Annotated in this window: 15 protein-coding genes; 3 read left to right on the forward strand and 12 right to left on the reverse strand. The window is 50.8% G+C overall.

Translation table 11 applies throughout. The annotated features are described in order from the left end of the window. Positions 1–59: 59 nt before the first annotated feature. From DXC51_RS05305 to DXC51_RS05325, 4 genes are all read right to left on the reverse strand, one after another. Positions 60–1,790, reverse strand: coding sequence for an extracellular solute-binding protein (locus DXC51_RS05305; protein ID WP_181970036.1), 1,731 nt, complete (start codon positions 1,788–1,790; stop codon positions 60–62). Between the two features lie 667 nt (positions 1,791–2,457). After that, positions 2,458–2,754, reverse strand: a complete 297-nt coding sequence (locus DXC51_RS05315) for a helix-turn-helix domain-containing protein (protein WP_147332340.1) — start codon at positions 2,752–2,754, stop codon at positions 2,458–2,460. Positions 2,755–2,794: 40 nt separating this feature from the next. Continuing rightward, positions 2,795–3,211: a response regulator gene (locus DXC51_RS05320; protein ID WP_117544047.1), complete on the reverse strand. Its 417-nt coding sequence runs from the start codon at positions 3,209–3,211 to the stop codon at positions 2,795–2,797. Positions 3,212–3,213: 2 nt separating this feature from the next. Beyond that, on the reverse strand, positions 3,214–4,941 hold the full coding sequence (locus DXC51_RS05325) for a cache domain-containing sensor histidine kinase (protein WP_117544048.1): 1,728 nt from the start codon (positions 4,939–4,941) through the stop codon (positions 3,214–3,216). Between the two features lie 430 nt (positions 4,942–5,371). Between DXC51_RS05325 and DXC51_RS05330 the strand changes: the two genes are divergently transcribed. Together DXC51_RS05330 and DXC51_RS05335 are read left to right on the forward strand one after the other, a co-directional pair. Beyond that, complete coding sequence (locus DXC51_RS05330; RefSeq protein WP_102287936.1) at positions 5,372–5,890, forward strand: transcription repressor NadR; 519 nt, start codon at positions 5,372–5,374, stop codon at positions 5,888–5,890. 215 nt (positions 5,891–6,105) lie between these two features. Next, positions 6,106–7,173, forward strand: coding sequence for a PTS sugar transporter subunit IIC (locus DXC51_RS05335; RefSeq protein ID WP_025488964.1), 1,068 nt, complete (start codon positions 6,106–6,108; stop codon positions 7,171–7,173). 286 nt (positions 7,174–7,459) lie between these two features. Here DXC51_RS05335 and DXC51_RS05340 read toward each other — a convergent pair whose 3' ends face one another. From DXC51_RS05340 to DXC51_RS05360, 5 genes are all read right to left on the reverse strand, one after another. Continuing rightward, positions 7,460–9,148 carry an AAA family ATPase gene (locus DXC51_RS05340; protein ID WP_117544049.1) on the reverse strand — a complete coding sequence of 563 codons (1,689 nt, stop codon included), beginning with the start codon at positions 9,146–9,148 and terminating at the stop codon, positions 7,460–7,462. Positions 9,149–9,562: 414 nt separating this feature from the next. After that, the gene (locus DXC51_RS05345; RefSeq protein WP_117544050.1) at positions 9,563–11,263 is read right to left on the reverse strand and encodes a molecular chaperone HscC; all 1,701 of its coding nucleotides are present in this window, start codon (positions 11,261–11,263) and stop codon (positions 9,563–9,565) included. Continuing rightward, a complete protein-coding gene (locus DXC51_RS05350; RefSeq protein ID WP_025488962.1) occupies positions 11,260–14,700 on the reverse strand; it encodes a J domain-containing protein in 3,441 nt (1,146 codons plus the stop codon). Before DXC51_RS05350 ends, DXC51_RS05345 begins: the two co-directional genes overlap by 4 nt. Positions 14,701–15,097: 397 nt before the next feature. Beyond that, positions 15,098–18,421 carry a DUF5107 domain-containing protein gene (locus tag DXC51_RS05355; RefSeq protein WP_044914837.1) on the reverse strand — a complete coding sequence of 1,108 codons (3,324 nt, stop codon included), beginning with the start codon at positions 18,419–18,421 and terminating at the stop codon, positions 15,098–15,100. Continuing rightward, positions 18,422–19,375: an aldose epimerase family protein gene (locus DXC51_RS05360; protein ID WP_044914835.1), complete on the reverse strand. Its 954-nt coding sequence runs from the start codon at positions 19,373–19,375 to the stop codon at positions 18,422–18,424. It lies immediately after the preceding gene. Positions 19,376–19,736: 361 nt separating this feature from the next. Between DXC51_RS05360 and DXC51_RS05365 the strand changes: the two genes are divergently transcribed. Further along, entirely contained in the window at positions 19,737–20,582 is an 846-nt protein-coding gene (locus DXC51_RS05365) for an AraC family transcriptional regulator (protein WP_117544051.1), read from the forward strand. 70 nt (positions 20,583–20,652) lie between these two features. Here DXC51_RS05365 and DXC51_RS05370 read toward each other — a convergent pair whose 3' ends face one another. The 3 genes from DXC51_RS05370 to DXC51_RS05380 form a co-directional block, all read right to left on the reverse strand. Continuing rightward, positions 20,653–21,402, reverse strand: coding sequence for a Spy0128 family protein (locus tag DXC51_RS05370; protein WP_117531229.1), 750 nt, complete (start codon positions 21,400–21,402; stop codon positions 20,653–20,655). Between the two features lie 13 nt (positions 21,403–21,415). Next, positions 21,416–22,243: a class B sortase gene (gene srtB / locus DXC51_RS05375; protein ID WP_243003131.1), complete on the reverse strand. Its 828-nt coding sequence runs from the start codon at positions 22,241–22,243 to the stop codon at positions 21,416–21,418. Positions 22,244–22,305: 62 nt separating this feature from the next. After that, entirely contained in the window at positions 22,306–23,313 is a 1,008-nt protein-coding gene (locus DXC51_RS05380) for a DUF7601 domain-containing protein (protein ID WP_021636622.1), read from the reverse strand. Positions 23,314–23,357 lie beyond the last annotated feature (44 nt).

The following is a 23,357-nucleotide window of genomic DNA, read 5'->3' on the forward strand; positions in this document are numbered from 1 at the left end:
CCTCAGGCAAACATAAGGCTGCCGCGTTTTGCGGGCCAGCCTTATGCTGCCGCCGGGGATTATTTGTAAAGTCCGGCGTTTATATCTTCGATTTTGTTGCCCTTCTTCTCACAGTACTCCTGGTATACTTTGTTGTATTCCTCGTCAATCGCTGTGATTTCATACTGATCCAGGGTGTCGAGCATGTTCTGGTATTCCTTTTCAAAGGCCTCGTCGGAAGCAGCCGTTACGATTTTTGCCTTCTGGGATTCCAGATAGGTCTTGATCTGGGAAAGCTTGATACCCAGGTCGCTGGAAGGCTCGATAACCGTGCTGTTTTTGAAGCCCAGCAGGGAATCATCATAAATGTATGTATCCTTGTAATTGCCGAATGCAGGCATCAGCGCTACTTCCACGCCTCTGTTGCTTGTGGGATCCGGAATAGGCTCCGTATTCCTTTCAAAAGAGGTGTTGGCAAACGGCCACATCAGTACATTGTTGTCATACTCTTCCGCCAGCTTCTTCTTACCTTCTTCCGTTTTTGTTACAATGCCTTTTTCGTCAATCGTATAGTCCGTTCCTTCAATACCATAATAATTAAGGAGCAGTCCTTCCTGGCTGGAAGCCCAGCTTAACAATTTTGCAATTTTTTCAGGATTCTTGCAGTCCTTGGAAACAAGGGTCTGAATCCAGCCGGTGCCTGCGGACTGGTTAACGGGCATGGCCGGTCTGGCGCCGTTGGAGGCAAGGATCGGTCCGAAGGATACCCAGGGCATATTTGTTTTGTCCTGCTGTGCCTGGTTGCCGATCCAGCAGAATACTCTCTTTGCATCCAGATAGGTCTTCAGGGCGGTTTCATCAATTGTAAGGGTATTCACATCCAGGTAGTTTTTCTGTACCAGGGTATTCAGGAATTTCAGGCCGTTTTTATATCCCGGGCTGAGTTCCATATGCCTGTAATTGCCGTTTTCATCCACCGGCACTGCACCGAAGTTCCAGGAAACAATGCCGTCCAGGCTGGAGTTAATCCAGAGGTTGCACTGCAGCACTACCGGCAGGACGCTCTGTCCGTCCACCTGATAGCCGGAATTTTTCACTTTTTCGCAGGCAGCGTAGAAGCCTTCCTCCGTCTGTACGTCCTCCTGGGTAATTCCCAGCGCATCCATGATTTCCTTATTGAACATGATACAGCTGTTGCTGCCCTTTTCCACTACGTCAATCCATACCTGATCATCGGGAGGGAATACCTTCCTGTTATCCTTGGATTCCATATGGCTGGGATAAGAATACCAGCCGCCGTAGGTATCTGTCAGAGCCTGCTTGATATCCTCCGGGAAGTCCTTGAGCAAATGGGATTCCGGATCATAGGTTTCCAGGAAGGTTTTCATATCCCATACCTTGTCCGCTGCCACAAGCTGCTTATATATGTCCGCATCCGTAATGGACATCATATCCGGAAGCTCTCCTGAGGCGATCATCAGGCCCAGCTTTGTGGTTGCATCCGTAGGCGGCTGCTCTATTTTCAGGGTAAGCCCGAAATTTTCTTCTATGTATTCAGTCGCCGGTGATTCCTTGGTGGACCAGTTCGCTGTCGCAGGTCCCCATCCGGATACATCAGAAAACCAGTAAAGCTCGCTTGTTCCCTCACTGGAAGCAGAAGCATCTGCCGGGGCATTCTCCCCTGAAGCCTCACTCTGGGCCGCCTGTGTCCCTGCCGTCCCTGTTTCAGCCGAACCGCACGCTCCCAGGCTCAAAACCATAGTTCCGGCCAGTGCCAACGCGCACATTTTCTGCAGTACATGTCTTCTCATAACCATTCCTCTTTCCTTCTTTATTAACAGCCCAGAAAACCGGACTGTTACCTTTTTCATAATTCCATTTATCTGTACAATGCATTGTAACCTGATGGACTTTATTGTAATTTTTTCCCTCCATCTTTTGTATGGAGATTATTTTACTATTTTTGTCAAATATTTAGATTCTCATATACAAAACGAATAAAGGCCACGGATTTTTCCCCGCAGCCTCACAATTACTCTTATAAATTTTATAATATCTTCTACATTTTTCAACTTGTTCTTATCACATCTGTCAATCCAGCACAACCCTGCCGCATAGCCAAAGGAATGCGTCCGCCTGTGTGGGGCTGCTGCTGTATTTCTTCTCCGGGGGCGGCTTTGGGGGAGTTTCCGGTCCATAGGAAAAAACGGTGATGTTTCTTACTGCTTCCGGAGGCCGGAATTCTGCCGCCCCTAGCGGCCTGTCTGACGAACACAGGCAACGGCCGCTCCCAACGCCCACGGCTGCCCACTACCCCGTTGCCTGCGGAGGAGTTTTGGCCGCGCTGGCAGAATTCCGGCCTCCGGAAACAGTTAGAAACACCCCGTTTTTGAGACTGGACCGGAAACTCCCCCAAAGCCGCCCCCGGAGAAGAAATACAGCGGCAGCCCCACGCAGGCGGACGCATTCCGCTCCCCCCTACAACTGGCGCCTGTAGGCTGCAGGACTGATCCCCGTGGCCTTTTTGTAGACCTTGGTAAAATAAAAATAGTCCGGATAGCCCACCCTTTCCGCAATGGCCTCGATGCTGTCATTGGTCGTGCGCAGGTATTCCTGGGCCTTCTGAATCCTTACCTCCATCAGATGTTCCCCAAAGCCTTTTCCGGTTCTCTTCTTTATGAGACTGCTGATGTAGCTTTCACTCATTTTAAACTCACCGGCAAGCGTGGCAAGCGTCAGTCCCTCTCCAAAATGCTCCTGGATATATTTTACCATATTCTGCACCTGGATTTTTTCCGACTGGTAGCCCTCATCCTCATTTTCTCCGGAAAGTTTTACCCCCCCCCCCTGAATTTTTCCCGTCCAGTATGCCCTTCACCTTGGACAGATATTCTACCAGCTCCTGCTCCTCCACCGGTTTTACCAGATATCCGGCGCAGCCGTACTGCAGGGCCTTCCTGGCATATTCGAAATCCGTATAGCCGCTCACCAGAAGCACCTCCGCCCCCAGCCCTCTGTCCCTGATAGTCTGCAATAGTGACAGCCCGTCCATTCCCGGCATACGGATATCCGAAATGATCAGATCCGGATTGGTTCTGATAATCCGTTCCAAAGCCTGCTCCCCGTCCTCGGCTTCCCCGCTGACGGCAAAGCCGTAATCACTCCAGTCAATCAGATTCTGCAGCGTCATCAGCGCCCAGGGTTCATCATCCGCTAAAAAAACATGATACATCTCTATCTACCTCCCACCGGCAAAACCATTGTAATTTCCGTGCCTTCCCCGGCCCTGCTTTCCACCGTAAATTCAGCCGCCGTCCCGTAAAAAAGCCGCAGCCGCCTGTATACATTCAGGAACCCGATTCCGTGGCCGTCATCAGGAATCGTACCTTCCCTGTCGTAGCATTCCATGGCCTGGCGCAGCTGTACAAGCGTCTCCTTGGGAAAGCCCTGGCCGTTATCCTTTACCACTGCCACGATTTTCTGTTCCGTCCCGCTCACGGCAACGTGCACCACGCCCCCATCCACCTTCGTTTCCAGGCCGTGGAGCACCGCATTTTCCACCAAGGGCTGAAGCAGCATTTTGGGAATTTTGACCAGATAGACCTCCCGGGAGGCTTCCACCTCCACCCTGTGTTTTCCGTTGAAGCGGTACTGGATGATTCTGGCATAACGCTGCAGATTTTCCAACGCCTCCCGCACGGTTACTGTTTCCTCTCCCTGTACGCTGTACCGGAAAAAGCTGGACAGCGCCATTGTCAGCTCCGCAATTTCCTTTTCCCCGTGATATAGCGCCATTCCCCGGATACAGTTAAAGGTATTGTACAGGAAATGGGGATTGATTTGACTCCGGTATGCAATCATTTCCGTCTGTTTTTTTGCATACTCCATCTCCAGATACTTCCGGTTGGATTCGATAATTTCCCCGTTCAGCTTTTCGATATCATCCAGCATCTGGTTCATCTTATGGGCCATTTCCCCGATTTCATTCTCCTCCAGCACCTCAATACGCTGATGGGTATCCTCCGTAAAGCCCGCCATAAATGCCGTCTGGCGTGAAATGGGATAAATGATCCGCTTATACAGCATGGCGCACAGGAAAATCATCATGGAAACCACCGCCAAAAAGGTCACATAAGTGATGTTTCTCATCTGCTCCGCCCCGGTAAGCAGCGCTTTCTTTGGGATTACATTCACAATCCGCCAGCCCGTCGTACCTATGTAATCCGCGTAGACAAGCCTTTTTTTATCCTCCAGCGCCGTCTCAAAATCCCCGTAATAATCTTCCCACTGCCCGGCTTTGACGATGGCCCTTCCATTGCCGTCCACAATCGCAATGGCCGAATCCCGGTTTAACAGCGCCCGATCCATGATTTCCTGCAGATTTCCCACATTGAATAAAAGGTAAGCGCTTCCCAGCAGCGTATAGCCGTCCGTCTCCTCCTTATAGATGGGAAGCCCCACCTCAAAACATGCCTGTTTCGTAGCTTCATCCCACATTCTGCCTGAAAAATTCAGCATTTCATTCAGTTCCAGTTCCGGCTTGTCCAGGAAAACATTTCCCAGCGCAAAAATCAGGTTCCCATCCTCATCATAAAAAATGATGTTTTCCAGGTTCCGGTTGATTCTCCGGTTCATTCCAACCATCCCCTGGACGCTCTCCAGCATTTCCCAGCGTTCATAGCTGTCCGCGGCTTCCAGAAAGGCAAGCACGGAATCATTTTTTACCACATTCATGTACATGTTCTGAAGATCCTCTTCGACCTGCTCCAGCTGCTCCCTGGCCTGTTTGTAAATGACCCTTGAGGAATTCCTGGACTGTTCCATTGTTGTGGAATTGGCAATATACCCGATGATCAGAAAGGACAGCAGCAGCACCATCCCCATAATGATAAAAATAGCAATATAATCATGGAGCAGCCGCTTCCGCCTTCCCCTGATTTTATCCGTTATGTACTGAAACATTTTCTGAAAGCCCCTTTTGTAACTTTTTCCTTATTTTACCACATCCAGGCCTGTTTGCACATACACCGGGGCCGCCTAACTCCGCCTCTGATTCCGCCTGCGGCTGTTCCGCAAGCGGCGTTGCATCGTAACAGTTCAGCCTTCGGCCGAACTGTTACTGCATCCGCCCATGATAAGACGCCTTTGGCGGGGGCGGATGCCTGCTGGCATCACGTTTTCTCACGGTTTGTGCAGTTAATGCACAAACCTGCCTGAACTGTTACGCTGCATCCATGTCCCGGCATCCCCACCTTGCACCCGCGCCCTCCCTGTGCTAAAATAAAACCGCCTGATACCGGTTGATAATGGCCGTTTTCCTGCCCGTTTACAGATAAATACGGCACGGTTCCAGCCAGCCGGCCAGTTGAAATATTTTTCAGGAGGTAATCACATGGATGGAGAACAGCGCAGGGAAGCCCTGCTTCAAATGCTGGGAGATGCCCGGGAACCTTTATCAGGATCCGCACTGGCCCGCAGGCTGGGAGTGAGCCGCCAGGTCATCGTCCAGGATATCGCGCTCCTGCGGGCGACCAACCGCGATATTCTTTCCACCGCCAGGGGATATCTGCTCTATAATCCTGCCGGTGCCCGTTGCAACCGCTGTTTTATGGTGTCCCATTCCACACAACAGATTGCGGATGAACTGAATACCATTGTGGATCTGGGCGGCAAGGTGCTTGACGTGATCATCACCCATCCCATTTACGGCACCATTACAGTGAACCTGATTATTTCCAGCCGCAGGGATGTGCAGGATTTCGTCCGGAAAATCGCAACCAAACAGACCAAGCCTTTAAAGGAGCTTACCGATGACATCCATTACCATACGGTGGAGGCGGAAAGCGAGGAGGTCCTGGATTCCATTGAAAAAGCCCTTGCCGAAAAAAAATACTTGCTTTCGGCACCCTGATGTGCTATTTTATACCTCAAGGTGACAAGACACATGTAAATACATATGTAAATGCAGTTGTCACGGCATAGGGAACAATTTATGCCGTGGCATTTTTTCTGCAGTATTCTCTGCAAAAAGCAGTAACCGTTCAGATAACCGGACTGCTACAAAACATATCCTGCCGCCTGACTTGCATAAATATGCCCGCCAGGGCATCAGAGGGGATGAAGAATATGGAAAAAGTAAAGAAACTCTGCAACCGGATTTTTATTGACGGCCTTTCCGGCATGGCACAGGGACTGTTTGCCACGCTTCTGGTAGGCACCATCCTGGAACAGGTGGGTAACCTCATCGGCGGCACCATCGGCGCTTATATCATCGTCGTTGCCACCGTAGCCAAAAAGCTCACCGGCGCGGGAATCGGCATCGGTGTCGCCAGCAAATTCAAGGAACCGCCTCTTGTGACCGTATCCGCCGCTGCCGCAGGCATGATCGGCGCATATGCCAAGACCATCATCGGCGGCACCATTCTGTCGGAGGGCATTTTTACCCTGGCAGGCGTAGGGGAACCGCTGGGTGCTTTTGTCGCCGCTTACCTGGCCGTGGAAATCGGCGGGCTGGTGGCCGGGAAAACAAAGGTCGATATCCTTGTAACACCCATCACCACGATTACCGTAGGCGCTGTTGTCGGTCTTTCCATCGGCGTTCCCATCGCCGCATTTATGACCAAGGTGGGCGAACTGATCAACTGGGGCGCCGTACAGCAGCCCTTCTGGGCAGGCATCATCGTTTCCGTCCTGATGGGCATTGCCCTGACGCTTCCTATCAGCTCTGCCGCCATCGGCGTATCGCTGAACTTAAGCGGAATTGCCGCAGGGGCCGCGGCCGTAGGCTGTGCAGCCAATATGGTCGGCTTCGCCGTCGCATCCTTCCGTGAAAATAAAACGGGCGGACTGGTGGCGCAGGGGCTGGGCACCTCCATGCTCCAGATGCCAAACATCATCCGCAAGCCCGTGATCTGGCTTCCCGCCATTCTGGCCAGTGCCATCCTGGGGCCGATTTCCACCTGCGTCCTCGGTATGACCAACAATGCCACCGGAAGCGGTATGGGGACCTGCGGCCTTGTTGGACAGATCATGGCGTTCCAGACCATGACCGGTGAAGGGATGGGTGCCGCCCTGGTACTTCTCCAGATCCTGCTGATGCATGTGGCTGCCCCTGCCATTCTGGCGCTGTTGTTTTCTGAGCTGATGCGGAAAAAGGGATGGATTAAGATGGGGGATATGAAGCTGGATATCTGATTTCAGCAAAATGGCAGACCGGAAATCTGCCCCACTGCCTCGAAGGCCTAATTTCCACTGCAGGCATGGCTGCCCGGCTCTTTGCCCACGGCAATAAATCTGAAAAATTTAAAACAATCCCGGTCCGCCTGTTGCTGCGGGACCGGGATTGTGTCTTTTTATATGGGTTCATAACTGTCTGGACTGCGATGCATTTAAGCACTCCTGAATCATTTTCTTACGGTCAACGCAAAGCGCTGGCCTGCGCAGCTAAATGCGCTGACCTGATGAACAGTTACGTTTTCTTTTATCTGCACATCACTTTGCAGAGCTTTTTATAAAAGGAAATCCCATACTTAATGAAAGTATGGTAACCTTCCAGCTTCAGTTCGGCATCATATTGCTTCTCTTCTATCTGCGCAAGCGCTTCTTCCGCCTTTTCCTCCAGCTGCGCATAGGTATCCGACACCTTAAGCTCCATGATAATGGCAATCCCATCATAAGGGGCTGACAGAAGCAGAAGATCGCTTCTTCCCAGTCCGCTTTCACGGTTGGATTTGATGGTATAGCCATCCATCATTTTAAGCAGGCCTCCCAGGAAGCCATGGTAGTAATCCTCACGGTAATCATAAAAACTGATTGTCTCCATCAGGTTTACGGACAGCTCCCTTTCCAGCAGCTGTGTGTCCTTTTTCAGCAGCGCACTGTAAATCCCGGACAGATCCTTTTGCCTGATTTTTTTATCGAACCAGTCCAGAATCGTATTCTGGTATATATATTTTACTTCCAGGTTGGGAATTGCCAGCGTCAGGTAGGAGGTTACATCCTCCAGACGTTCCTCCACTTTTTTCAGGTATCCTGTAAAAAAAAGAAAATTCCAGAGATTATCCGACGTCTGGTAAATGTCCTCATAGGTGATATCCTCATGTACCGGCTTTTCAATGGTGCCGCCCGCTATCAGCGTTTCCATCTCTTGCCTTACGCTGCTGTCAGCGCGTTCCACCAATTCACGGATGATACTGTTTGATGAGGTATTTGCCCAGTACGGCCTGGGCAATGCATCTCTGTCCAGCCTCAGCTTATCTACATACATCAGTATGCTCCAGGGATTATAGACCTCCGTCTTTCCGAACTTATAACCGTCATACCAGGCTTTTACTTCCTCCTTGCGCTCTGTAATATCATAATACTGAAGCATTCTGTCCACTTCCGCCTGGGTAAAGCCAAACTGCTCGGAATAGCCTACATCAAGCAGCGATACCATTTTCAGGTTATTTAATCCTGTAAATATACTCTCTTTGGAAATTCTCAGGCAGCCCGTTACTACTGCGAATTCCAGGTTTGGGTTTGTCTTTAACGCTGACTCAAACAGGGAACGGATAAAAGAAGTCATTTGCTGGTAAAAACCATTGAAATATGCATTCTCCAGAGGGACGTCGTACTCATCCAACAGGATAATCACATTTTTACGGAATGCCTTTTTCAGACATCTTGACAGGAATTCCAGTGCCTTAACCCAATATGCGGCAGGAGCCTGCCTGTTAAGCATCTCCTGATATTGCTTTTTATCCGCCGGGCTTAAATTGGGGCTTTCCAATATATAACTATGTCTGTCAAATTCAGTAATGATTTCATCTGTCAGACAATTATATGCCAATTCCCAATTCGGCTGCTTTGCTGACTTCAGTGATAAACTGATTACCGGATACTGCCCCATATGTTTTGTATACAACTCGCCGGCTTCCATAATCCGTAAGCCTTCAAACAGACTGCTGTTATCCAATTCAGCGCCATTTTCATTAAAGGCCTTCTCAAAGTAATATTTCAGCATACTGAGGCTTAAGGTTTTCCCAAATCTGCGAGGGCGCATAAACAGGCTGACTTCGCTTCTGTTATCCAGCAATTCCTTTATGAACATAGATTTATCTACAAAATAAAAATTATTTTCACGCAGTTTTTTAAAATCCTCAATTCCAATAGGCAGCGTTCTTTCCATAAGCTTTCCTTTCTACCAACGAACAATGCTTCTCCTTACACTCCACTTAAAAGTATACCCTGATTTCCGGCTCTGCGCAATTCTGAAAACAGAAGTATACACGGATTAAAAAAGCTGCTGACTAAAAATGCACGGTTTGTAAATTTCTCCGCCTACTAAACAGAAAATTGTAAACATTTAATTACTTTTTCAGGATTCACAATACGAAGTTGGTACAGTGAACCATTCGGTATATCATATTTCCATAATATTGCAGCGGTTGAGTACACCAGGTCATAAAAGATTTGAGGATTAATATCAGGAAAAGCTTGAACACAAAGGCAATCAAATACCCCGCAGCTCTGCAAGCAACGAGGTATCAAACTTGCAGAGCTGCGGGGTATTTGACCCTCGCGGCAGCCGCCATTGTCCAGCTCAGTCCTCCCAGAACTCATCCAGCTCCTTCAGCGCCTCCTTCAGTTCCTCCCTGGCCGTTTCAATTTTCCCATTGTCCCTGGTATCCAGAGCGGCCTCGAATTTTCTCAGCTCCAGCTCAATGGCCATGCGCTTGTCGCCCAGGCTCTCTTCATAGAGGCGTTCGCATTTCAGCAGAAGCAGCTTGTTCTCCTCCTGATCGCGGGGATGGATTTTCAGGAAGGAAAGCTCCCGGAACCGTTCTTCGATTTCCTCATCCGTCATCTGCACCTCTTCACCCTTGATGATTTTCCGCGTCATCACCTGGGTGGAAACCACGGTGGCCTCCACCTCCAGGATGGAATTGATATCATAGGTATAGGTGATGTCTATCGCTTCCTCTCCCGCCTTGTTTTTGGGCACCTCAAGCTCAACCCTTCCAAGGAGCAGGTTATTGGAGGCAAAGCGGCTCTCCCCCTGGAGGACAGGGATGCTTATTTTGGTCTGATCATCATAAATTGTATAAAAACGCTCCGTCCTGCTGGCAGGTATCACCGTGTTCCTTTCAATGATGGGGCAGAAATGCCCGCTCTCATACTGGCCGGAAATGCGTTCCTTCACCGCCACCTCCGTTCCCAGGGTAAAGGAGCAGACATCGGTAAGGATCACCTCGCGGATGGCGTCGTTTCTGTCCTTCATGGCAGCCTGGATCGCCGCTCCCAGCGCCACAGCCTCATCGGGATTGATGTGGGTATCTGGCACCCGGCGGAACAGCCTGCTGATAAACTGGCGCACGATGGGCAGTTTGGTTGCGCCTCCCACAAGCACCACCTCGTCTATCTGGGACAGACGGATGCCGGCGTCGGAAAGGCTCCGTTTCACGGGCTTGCGTATTTTTTCAAACAGCGGAGCGCAGGCTTCCTCGTACTCCGATATTTTAAACGTCTCCTCCCATTCCTCCCCGTCCATCACACAGCGCATCACACTGGAGCGTTCCTCCGAAAAGCCCAGCTTGCACAGCTCCGCCTGTTTTTTCAGGTAAAGCCGCGTTTTCAGGCTCAGCGTTTCTTCCTCCAGCCCCCGGCGTTTTAAAAACAGCTGGTAAAGGACCTCGGTAAAATCCTCCCCGCCCAGGAAATTGTCCCCGGCCACGGCGCGGACCTCCAGGATGTTGTCGTACATTTCCAGGATGGAGACGTCAAAGGTGCCCCCGCCCAGATCAAATACCAGGAACTTGCTTGCTCCCTTTTTTTCATACAGCCCATAGGCGATCGCTGCGGCGGTGGGTTCGCTGATAATCCGCTCCACCTTCAGCCCGGCCAGCTCTCCCGCGCGCTTGGTCGCTTTTCTCCTGGAATCGTTAAAATAGGCGGGCACGCTGATTACCGCTTCCGTCACCTCCTCGCCCAGAAAGCTTTCCGCATCCTCCTTCAGGGAACGCAGGACAAAGGAAGAAAGCTCCTCTGCCAAAAATTCCTTTTTCCCTAACCGGTATTTTCTGCCGGTTCCCATGCTGCGCTTGAAAACCTCGGCGGCAGTGCCGGGATAGAGCGCCATTCTCTCCCTGGCGGTCTTTCCCACATAAATCTGATTTTCCTCATCCATGCTCACTACGGACGGCGTAAGATGGTGTCCCAGACGGTTCGGTATGATTTTCGGCCCCTCCTGCGTAAAATAAGCGGCCAGGCTGTTTGTCGTCCCCAGGTCAATTCCTATAATCATTCTTTTTTCCCTTTCCTGTTCTTTGTCTTACCCGCCCGTCCGGCGGCCTTCGTGCACTCCTCCAGACTCTTTTCAATACAGATGTTTCTTCCTCCGATCTTAAATGCCGTGCGGTAATAGCCGCAGGCCGCCTCATAATCCTCCGCCGCCTCCGCAAGCATTCCCAGCGCCTGATAATACTCCCAGCATGCAGGCTCAGTACATTGCTGGCAGATTCTTCCCCTGTAAGATCCGGCCGCTTCCCCCTCCGGCTCCTGCGCTTTCATGCAGGGAGCCATTGCATGGAAGCATTGCGCCGCTTCCGTAAGCCTGCCGGAATAATAAAACAGCTTTCCCACCGCAAACAGTCTGGCATTCCTGTACTTTTTCGCCGACAGATATTCCTTCAGGGAACCGTACTTCTTTTCGATAATGCCAATGGCTTCATCCGCGTAGCTGCGGGCTTCCTTCCATTTCCCCCGAAAAGCCGATATTTTCGTCATATCATTTACATATTCCTCATACAGAGAGTCTGTTTTTTTCAGGAAGGACTGGGCTGATTTAAAAGTCTTTGCCGCCTTTTTGCCATCTCTTAAGCTGTCCAGGTAAAGCTCCGCCAGAGTAATGTACGGACGCAGATATTCCGCCTCCTCCCGCATGGCTCGCTCACAAAGTTCTATGGCAGTCTGATATTCTCCCATCTGCTCATAAATCCCGGCCAGCTTCGACTGATAGTAGGCCTTGCGCACTCCCTTCAGCTTCAGGATCTCCTCCAGGATCTGTCTGGCTCTCTCCAGAAGCTCCGGCGTCCCGATCTTCTCCAGAAGCTTCACATAATCCCAACGCACAGCGGCGGATTCCGGGAATTCCGCAATATTTTTCTCATAGGCGGCGGCCGCCCGATCCAGCTGGTTCATTCTTTCATAGCATTCTCCCAGCCCTCTGAAAAAAACGGTGGATTCCTTTTCCGTGCGCAGCGAAATCGCCTTCTCAAACATTTCTACCGCTTCCTCATACTGTCCCGCATACTTCAGCATGCAGGCCCAGTTGTAGTAAGCATAGGCATTGTCAGGTTCCAGCCTGGCGGCCTCCCTGAAATCCTCCTGCGCCTTTTCCCATTCGCAGCTCTCTATGTAAAGCTGTCCCCTTTCAATATAATAATAGGCTGTAGGGGTCTGCTTCAGCTGCCTGCAGGCATAGTCCAGCGCCTTGTCGTAATCCTCCCTGCGCTCCCGGCTGCTGTACTTTTCCCGGTAGATGGCCGCAAGGCGCCCGCAGGCGCTGGGGTGCTCCGGATCCAGCCGCACCGCCTCCTCCAGGCACTCCCTTTCCTCTTCCTCCCGGCCGCCCTTCCTATGGCAGGCAGCCATGTCCGTCCAGATATTCGCGTTATCCGGTATCTGCTCCTTCACCTCTTCATAAGCCTTCAGCGCCTGGGTAAAGGAACCGTTCTGATAAAGCAGATCTCCCTTCACCCACACATAAACATAGGCTGACGGGTCAAAACGGATAGCGTTATCTATCAGCTCCAGTGCATTTTTCAGTTCTCCAAGGCTCGAGTGGCACAACGCCATTTCCCGGAAAACCTCCGCTTCCCTGCGATCCAGCTCGGAAACTGCCTCCCCGCCGCTGTCTCCGTCCGTCTTGCGCTCCTCCTCCAGCTTCTTAAGCAGTCCGCCGGAAAGCTTCAGCACCTCCTCATACTGCTCCTTTTCCTCGGCCAATGCCCTCTTTGCCTTCACCTCCATCAGATCCAGCTTCCGGCTGTCCACCTCCGCCTGCACGGCCTGTTCCACAATATGAAGCACGTCCTTATACTGCCTGTAAATCTGGAAAACATCGGCCGCCAGCTCATAGGGCCGGGGCAGCGCCGCATAAATTTCCTTAATCCGGTAGAAATCATCCACCACCTGCTGCGCCATATGCAGCGCATAGTAGTCCTCCTGCCTGGTCACAAGGGCGGGCAGGTAGCCGTCGTTAAGCCCCAGGATAATATCGCACACATCCACGCTTTCCTGATATCTCCCCAGCTTGAAAAGCGCATCCGCCTTCTGCTGGTAGTAGGCGGCGTCTTCCCGCTGCTCCAGCGCTTTCCCTGCTGCCTCCAGCGCCCCCTCATAGTCCTCCTGCATCTTCCGTGAGGCCGCCAGAAGGCTGTAGGCAGTGCCGAAGCGGGCGGGCAGCGCCTCCTTCTCACTTTCCGTTACCGCCGGTTCCAGACGGATGCTTTCCAGCCAGGAGAGGAACTGCTCCTCCGCCTTTGCATATTCCTTTTCATTGTAATAAAAACGGCCCAGCAGGCTGTGATACTCCGCGGAGTTTGCCTGATCCGGGACGATCCCCTCCATCAGAGAAACTCCCGTTTTACTGTCCTCATTCTGCAAAAGGCACCAGCCCAGCTTGAAAAACAGGGAAAGGTTTTCCTTTTCCGCCTCCCAGTTTTTCCGGTACAGGGGAATCAGCCGTCCATTGACCTCATGGATGGCGTCTCTTACATCCTGCGTGTCATAGCCGGCGTCCACCAGCGCGATCAAACGCTTTTTGGCTTCCTCCTCTTTTCCCCGTTTCATTTCGAACTGACTGCACCGCAGGCACGGCAGATAGCTTACAGGCTCCTTTTCAAGCACCGCCAGGAAATCCAGGTAAGCGCCGTCCTCGTCTCCCGCCGCCTGCCTGACCTGTCCGGCAATATCCCTCAGCCAGGGATCCTCCGGCGTCTTTTCCGTCACCTCTTCCATCAACCTGCGTGCCTCTTCCTTTTTATCCTTCTGCACCAGTACGGCGGCATAGACCGCGGCCGCGTAAGGGTGGCTGATTCCTGTTTTTCCCAGATCCTCATACAGGCTTTCCGCTTTTTCCGTATTCCCTTCCTGCCATGCGCTGCGCATTTCGTAAAAACAGGAAAGCCACGTATCATAATCCGCGTCCTCCTCCCCTTCAAAAAGGGCATAGGGGAACCATTCCTCCTGGGTGCATTTGTTCTGCACATATTGCAGGAAATCACCGGGGAACTTTTCTCCCAGATCCTCCATATCCTCCATCAGGGAAAATTTCTCGTCTATGATTTTCCAGATTTCCGAGGGCAGACGGAAGTGATCCATCAGAAAGCGCAGCAGGCCGTCCCTTGCTTCCAGCGCCGTCTCCAGATCCACACAGACATCCTGTTCCAGCAGACTTGTCCACAATTCTGTATCCAGCCTGGAGGACAGCCTGCCATAGGCTTCCTTCACCTCCCAAAGCCAGTCCCCCACCGGTCCCTCCGGCAGCTCCTCCTCAGGCTCCTGCGTTTGCGCCGCCAGACGCAGCGCCTGCTCATAAGCCTCCCGCAGACGCTTGAACCCTTCCGGATCATCCTCCGGGTTGGTCCGCGCAAGCTTCTTTCTGTAAGCCTGCTTTATCTGCTCTTCCTCCTTTGTGGGTTCTGTTTCCAATACCAGCCATATCTGTTTTTCGTCCATTGTCGCATCACCTCTGTTAATCTTTCACCCAGCATCCGATCTTCCCGCTCATGAATACTATTTTACTATGTTGGATTTTTACTTTCAACAAAGAAAAACAGACACAAAGAAAAAAGGATCCGTTTTCGTTACTGGTCACTCAGTACTGTGCATTTACTGCACAGTACGTAAGAAAGTGATTCAAGAGTGCATAAATCCCATCGCCGTAGGCGATTTTTAATGGATTTATGCAGTTACTGGTCACGGAGTGAACAGTAACCCGTTTTCAGCCTGATCTGCGTAAACCGTATTTTTCAACGTATCTGTTATCCGCACAGCTTGTTTTTCAGGAAAAAAATATGGCAATTTCCATTTCAAACCGGAAATTGCCATATTAATCAGATTTTTTACCTGTTAATTAAAATATATTACGGATATTCGCATCATAAAAACCGGAATCCTTTGTGCGGATTTCCTCAAAGCATTCCTCCGCACGCTGCGTTTCCTTCCTGCCCAGATGGCCCAGCCCTTTCATAAACAGGCAATGGCTTACGTTCTTCCTGTTCAGATCCTCTTCGAATATGAGGAGATCAGGCAGGGAAACCGCAAAGTAGTCAATCTTCATCTCGTCAAACAGATGGGCTTCTCCGTAAGCTATCAGCTTATTGAAGCGTCCGTACGCCTCCTTCTGCCGTCCCAGCTTCAGGAGGGCCAGGCCCTGGTAATAAATCATTTCCGGCGGCTGGTCATTGTAGTACATGGCTCCTACCGGCTCCGAAATACCTGTGGAGGCCATTGCAAAGCATTCCGCGGCTTCTTCCGCCCTTCCCTGTGCCTCCAGCGTGCAGCCCAGATAATAATAGATGTGGTTTTCCTGGGCGCCGTAAAGCTTGCCCTCTCCCAGATTCCAGGGATAGGAGCCTGCCGCCTGACGGAGCAGTTCCTCCGCCCGTGCATACTCTCCCCTGGCATTATGTTCTTTGGCCAGCTGCAAAAGGGCTGTCACATACTGCTTTGGAATCTTGCCCTCTCCGCCTTCCCATGGATGGAACTGCCTGCCCAGGGTCCGTTCCAATGCCTCTTCATGCCTTCCCAGGATATTCAGCAAAGTGATATATTCCACATACAGATCATCCCTGTCCTGGGTCTGTTCCATATGTGCCTCCAGCAACACCGCCCTTTCCTCAGGGCTTCTGCCAACCTTTTTATAAAGCTGATCCAGCTCCATGAGCACACGGGAATCCCCGGTATTAAGCATATATGCCTTCTCCAGGGAAGCAAGCGCTTTATCTGCTTCCTGCTTCTTGTTGTAATACACCAGCGCCAGGTTGCGGTGTACCGTAGGGAAGGTGTCATCTCTTTCTCTGGAATATTCCCAGCATTCCAGCGCCCTGTCGTACTGCTTTTTATCGTACCACAGATTTCCCAGATAATAGGGCGCCTTGCTTCCTTCCGGCAGGATCCGGCGCACATGCTCCAGAATCACGATATCCTCCAGACGGTGTGGGAAGCAGTAATCACTGCAGGCCTCCTCACAGCGCTGCGCCATGGAAAGCGCCTCCGTCTTATCCCCCAGCTGCGCCGCACAATAGGAAAGAGCTGCATAAATGAGAGGATATACCTTTGTTTTATCCACAAAATCCGCTGCGAAATCCGTAAGCACGCCGCGCGCATCTTCAAAGTCTCCCGCTTCCATATAATCCAAGGCCATTTCCAGGCAGGTATTATGATTGCCGCTTAAAATACGTTTTTCCTCCCAGGACGGCTGTGCATCGTCTGCCGCGCCCTCTTTCTCTGCAATCATCCTCAGCTCTCTGCGGCTGTTTGCATCCAGCCCGTCAATGGCGATAGTCGAAAACGTCCATGCCTTTGCCTCTTCTGTCCTTCCCATTTTTCTGAGAAGACAGGATTTCAGGTTTCTTGCCTTGATGTTATGGTAGTTTCTCACAAGGGATCTTTCTATATGGGAAAGGGCGGCTGCAAAATCCCCTCCGGCACAGTCAATACAGGCCAGCTGATAGAAGGCCGCGTCCTGCCAGGCTCCGTTCCATGTTGCTTTGTAAAACGCGTCATAGGCTTCCTGCATTTTCCCCTGGAATTTCAGGGAAAGGCCCAGCTGGTAAAGAGGCTCCCCGTCATAGGGGTTGGGATTGGAGCGCAGCTGCTTCTCCACCGCCCTGCGGAAGTAAGGTTCGCTTTCCGCGAACAGCCCTCTGTTAAACAGCAGCTTTCCGTAAGCGTTGTTTAAGCGGATGTCGCTGCCGTCCCTGCGAAGCCCCTCTCTGTAATAATCCGCCGGATCATAGGTGGCATGGCGGTACTGCTCCAGATGCAGGCCGTACAGATACAGATCCTCGCAGCTTGCCGCATCCTCAGGCGCAGGGGCCGCCCTGGCAGGCTCCGGTATCTTAACCACTTCCTCCTTCTTGGGCCTGTAGGAAACCAGTTCCTTTCCTTCCTCAGAAATCACCTGAACCAGAAGCTCCTCTTCCCTGATATCCTCCGGCAGCTTCACTTCCTTCCTGTAATGCAGGCCGGGATCCAGCTGTGCGTCCTCCTCAAAAAGGAGCTGCTCTCCGCGCGTCAGACGGATTTTTACATGTTCTTCGCCCATGGTATAAACGGTCACGACAGCGTTCCCGCCTTCCGTTTCCAGTCCCACGGCAGCGTCCAGTGTGGCATTTTTCACCATGCCCACACCCTTGTAGGGCATGAAATACTGGGTAAAGGTCTTTTCCTCATAGGGAGCCAGCCAGGAAAAATCAGGCTGATTATCCGTAAAGCAGCCGGTCATCAGCTCCACATAGGGACCGTCCTCATCCGTCAGGTTCCGATCCCAGGCCTGGCCGAATTCCCCGCAGCCCCAGGTCCACTGCTTCTTGCCGGGCGCAATATGATGATCTGCGATATGCAGGATTCCCGCCTCTTTCCCGTAATCATACCCGCCTACGAAATCATAGTCGGAATGGCAGGCCATGTAGGACGTGGGAACCGGGATGTTTTTATACCGGGAAATGTCCACACCTGCGGAATAGTCCATTTTATAATAGGTTCCCGTGGCTATGGGGAAACGGGATACGTCCCTTTTGCCGTGATCCATCACTGCATGCACATCCGGAGGGAACACGGACTGGGTATTGTCATTGACGGGCACCGCCGGATTGGCCCACCAGAGGAAGGTCTGGGGCACGCTGGTCCGGTTGTAAAGCTGGACGCGGATTTCCAGCCAGGCTTTATCCGGGTACAGGGTAAAATAGGCGTTTCCCTTGGTGCGGAACATGTTCTCCACCTCGCCCACCATAACGGTGGCGCTGCCGTCTTCGTTTTCCTGCATATGGAAGGACACCGGATCATAGGTGCTGGGCCTGTGGTGCTGCGGCCAGTTGAACTCAATGCCTCCTGAAATCCAGGGACCTGCCAGGCCTACCAGCGCCGGCTTAATCACATGATTATAATAGACAAAATCATAATTGTTGGTTTTATCCGTGGCTCTCTGGATTCTTCCTCCCAGCTCCGGAAGCACCATGATTTTCAGATAATCGTTTTCCAGGAAAACGGCGTGGTAGGTTACGTCCTTTTTTTCATCATAGATTTTATCGATGACGGGATGGGGATATACCTTGCCCGAGCTTCCCTGATACACTCTTTTTTCCAGGAACATGGGATTTTTATTGGGTTCCCCGATTCCATAGGTGGGGATTACCACGTTTTCCTCCCAGACCTTTGCTTTACCGTGTTCCATTTATTGCTTCTCCTTTCTCAGACTGATTTCCAATGTGAAAGCGAACTCCCCGCCCGGCTCCAGCACACGGATGGTGTCGTTTTTTATTGCCCTTGGGACATCGTCATAAAAACCGGTGGCCGGCTCCAGCGCGCAGTTATAATCTCCCCTGTAGCCGCCTGCGGTGATCCATACGCCCAGATAGGGCAGCTTATTTGCATCATATTTCAAAGTGCAGCGCACTTCCCGGGAAGGATACCACAGGCCGCACTGTCCCGCATGGCTCCTGCCCTCCCCATAATATTTTACCGCCGAATGGCTTTCAGCCTTCGGCACCCTGGTAAAATCATAGCGGCCATTCACCGCCTCCAGGATGCTCCCCGCCGCCCCCATCACCGGATGGTCGGCCACACAGCGGTACCTTTCAAAATCTTCAGGTAAAAGCAGCCGCATATCCTCCTCATAACGCATCAGGCCGTGGAAGGTCCACAGCCAGGGAAAGGCTGCTTCGGACCTGTTTTCTATCCGGTAACGGATGAAAAGGGAATTGCCCGACAGGGAAAACCGCTTCTCATACAGATAACCGAACCTGCTGCTTTCCCAGGAAAGCAACGGCCCCTCCGGGGTCTCACACACAGTAAAAGGGTGGCTCCATATCTCTCCGTGATCCGGATAGCAGTACGTCCTTCCCTCCCACTGTGTCACACAGGCGTCTATGTTGGGGAACGCATCATCCAGTCCGGAAGCGTCATACCTGGAAAAATCCGGCCCTGTATCCCCATCCCGCGCCGCTGCTGTGTCTTCCTTCCCGTAATCCTCCTGCGGCTGCCGGTATTTCCCTCCCGTATTAGGAGCCGCCAGTTCAAAATCATTTTCCTTCAGGCGCAGGGAAGTGATTTTGCCTCCCAGCCCGGGCAGGATGCGCACCGATAGCGCTTCATTTTCCAGTGTCAGAAATTCAATGCTCTCCATCATATGTAACCTCCAGAATCATCAGCCTGCTGCCATAGTCTCCCCGAAGCCTGACGGCTGTCTGGCTTTTATTTGTCTGACTTTTATTTGTCTGGCTTTTAACTGTATGGCTTTTAACTGTTCGTCTTTTATCTGTCTGACTTACGGCCGTCCGCCTTTTGGCTGCCCGTATTGAACCTTACTTATACATTTTCACGCATAAATATCCCCTGTTTCGGGATTTTTCCTTCCCCGGAATCACTTTATGGGCTTATTATAAGATGGCATCAAAAGAAAAGCTATAATAAATGCATGCAGTCATTTATATAAATCTTGCATTTTCTCCTGCTGCCCTTTACACTGGAAATAAGGAGGGACTGCTGCCATGCTTGTTTATGATCAGTATATATACCCGGAGAAACCGGATATTGACGATGATATCGTCGTGTTCCACTCCGGCTTCTGCTCCACGTCTCCCAACTACAGCTACGGCAAGGATACCCGGGACTACTATCTCATTCATTTTGTCACCCGGGGGAAGGGTACCTACCGGGTAGGGCAGCGCATCTTCCATCTGTCCGCAAACGATGGTTTTTTAATCACTCCCGGCACCACAATCGTACATACGGCGGATAAAAAGGAACCCTGGGATCTGTGTTGGGTTGCCTTTTTCGGCAGGCGCGCTGCCGCACTTCTGGAAAAAGCCGGATTGGACGAAGAGCATCTGATTTTTCATTATGATAAGGATGATTTTCTGGAAAACTGCATCAAGAATATTTACAATGAGAGCCGAACCGGCAAAAACATCGCCTCTATTACAGGCTATTTCTACCTGTTCGCCGGCCGGCTGATAGAACTGCATGAGGAAAAAGAAAAGAAAGAACCTGACATCGTCAGCTTTTCCCGCTTTGACGACGCCGTTATCTATATCCGGCGGAATATCCGCTCCCGGATCACAATCGAAAACCTGGCAAACTACATGCGGCTGGACACCTCCCAGGTCTACCGCATCTTCAAGAAAAATACCGGCATGTCCCCGCAGTGCTTCATCACCCGCATGCGGATGGATAAGGCCTGTGAAATGCTGGAAAAAACAGATCTTCCCGTAAAGGAAATCGCCGAATGGATGGATTATGAATACCAGTCCCATTTCACGAAGCAGTTTCGGAAGGAAACGGGGCTTTCACCTTCGGAGTACCGGGAACGGATTGCGGATAAAAAGAAGCCATAAAAACAGAGTATCGGATACTGGAATTTATCCGATACTCTGTTTTTAAATGACTCAAATGCCTGTTTTGCCTTTATTTTTTATCCTGGCTGCGTTTCCTCCTGTTCCAAAAACCAAAGCCGCCTAATACTGCCGCCGCACCCGCAAATACCGTAAGCCAGGATATCACAGGCGTCATATCTGACGTACCCGGACCTTGGGCCTCACCTAAAACACCGATCTGGGTTTCAGGGATTTCTATCACAGGAGCCGCGCTGTCTCCGAGCACCGCTGTAGCTGGCACAGCAGGCGTCCCCGGTGTTGACGGTGTTCCCGGCGTATCTTCAGGCGGCGGAGTCCCTTCCGTCTCATATTGATTTCTGAATTCCACACCGGCAAGCTTATCCCCTCCCGTTGAGGGATGAAGTACAGCGGCAGCTTCCAGACCGCTGCCGTCTTCGGCATTGACAATATAGACCGTCAAATTGTATATGGTGCGGTCATAGGTGCATTTCGCATTTGTTCCCGGTTCCTGATAGACCGTATAAGTATAAATTCCCGGTCTGTCATAAGTTATCATTGGAAAATTCCCGCTGCCTCCTCCAGTGATAACCATGGAGTACACCCCATTCTCTGCGCCGTCCGGCATGGGATACGACTCGTGTCCTGCAGACAGCTTTACTGTGAAGTCCTCCGCCCTGGAGGGGAGTGTTCCCGAAAGGGAAATCTTCACCGGTATGGAAATCCCCGCTTCCCCGGCCGCAAAGGCTGTCTGTGCATTGAGCATAGTACAGATCACCATCCACAGCAATGCCGTAAATATGCTGATAATCTTCTTTTTCATGTGCCCCCTCCTTCTAATCCGCTGTCTGATAAGGTTTCATTACAGCCAGAATAATGGTTCGCGCATCTGTAAACTCCGTAGAGCAGGTAGACAGGGCAAGCAGCTTAGGTTCCTTAAGCCTGTTCACCTCTTCCAGAGTATTCTCATGAAGATACAATGCGTTTTCCTCTATATAAGCAAGCTCTCCATCTATATCAGCCTGCCACTGCTCCGTATTAAAAATAAAATCATCCGAAACCGGAATCAGAAGGCAGGCAAGGATTTCCAGTTTATATGCCCTGTCGGGCAGTATCAGCATTCCCGTGGTATTATTATCGAAAAATGCTTTCTTTTTATATAACTCAAGATCTCCGAACATTCCGCTGTTTTCCATATGATGCCCATACAGCAGGGAATAGGTGTCAGCAAAGGTTCTGTCATTGCGGGAATCCAGAAATATACTTCCCGCAAGGGCAAAATTGCCGTAAACGTCTTTATTGATATAAGCCAGATTCGTATCTCCCTGTAAAACAGGATAGTCCACCTTGGTGTTATCCAGGCTCACCCAGGCGCATACATCCGGGTTAACGGCCAGCAGCTCCTCAAAGGAGGCGCCGTTTTCCACATCCTGTGTTTGAGGCTTCAGTTTCAGCATGTCCGCCTGTACATCTTTGGCAGCCGCATAAATACGGCTGTTATCCCATAAAGCATAGGCTGCATATACTCCGGCGGTACAGAGGGAAAAAAACACAATGAAGCTGACTATAAAATTCACGGCTTTTAACAGGATTTTTATCATAAATTGAAACAGGCTTATCTGACAGCCCTGCTCCTTTCCATCACACCAGACTGTCGGATTCACAGAGGGCCGAAACGCCCTCTGTACCCGACGGCAGGAATTTACATCGTTAACATACTTCTCCGTTACTTTTCACGGGAGCTGCGTTTCTTTGCGAAAAATACACTCATACCGCCAAAGACACAGGCCAGAATCAGAACATAAGGAACATTGTCAAGAATGACGCCGGTATCAATATCCATATCTTTATTGTTGGTAATTGTCACCGTATCGGAAGCGGAGTCTATTTTACAGTTTCCATCTGATAAAGTATAGGCCGCTTTATCATAATCATCATTCCCCTCCTCATCCTTTGTATAATCAGCTTCTGCAACGGTATAGGTAACACCATAAGGCAGGTTTTCAATGGTAATGGTATCATCGTGTTTCAGATAAAAATCTGTAGGGATTCCGATTTCAATGATTTCCGGATTCTCCTCATAACTGCCGCCTGTAACGCTGTAAGAGGTAGCATAGCCTTTTTCTTTTTCGCCAGTGAGGGTAACGGTCACCTTAAAGTACTTTTCCTTATCTCCCATATTTCCGGTAACTACCTTGGCGATTGCCAGGGAACCTGCGGAATATTCATTCGGGAATTTATCGGCTTTATCCCCGTCCTCTGCCTCGGTATGAACTGCAGCTACACGGAGCCTGCCATTCTCCCCCTGCAGAACGGTTACCACCAGCTTAATCTCCTTATCATAATATGTAACACCAGCGGTTTTTCCTGGAATTTCTTTGAATGAATAGGTATAAACGCCAACGCTACTATAATTATCAGGCAAGGTTATGACAGCGGTCTTTTTCATATTTTCGGAACCCGCTTCCCCCAATTCATAGCTTATACTGCCAATTGTAGGAGTCGGCATATTCTCTACAGTTACTCCTTCCGCAGCATCTGTAACGGAGACATTGGTCAGTTCACTGAAAGTAAATGTCTCGGCAGGTGATGTCGTACCAGGATTCGTCAGTTTATACTCCTTGGTAATTGTTACTTGGGACATGTCCGTATAATTCCCTTCCGCAGCCAATGCAACGGTGCCCATGCTCAGCATAAGAACAATAGCGAACACAATGGATAAAATTTTCTTCATTTGGATTTCCTCCCTTTCCTTTAATGGGTTGTATGCTGATTCAG

The sequence above is a fragment of the Eisenbergiella massiliensis genome (assembly GCF_003435485.1).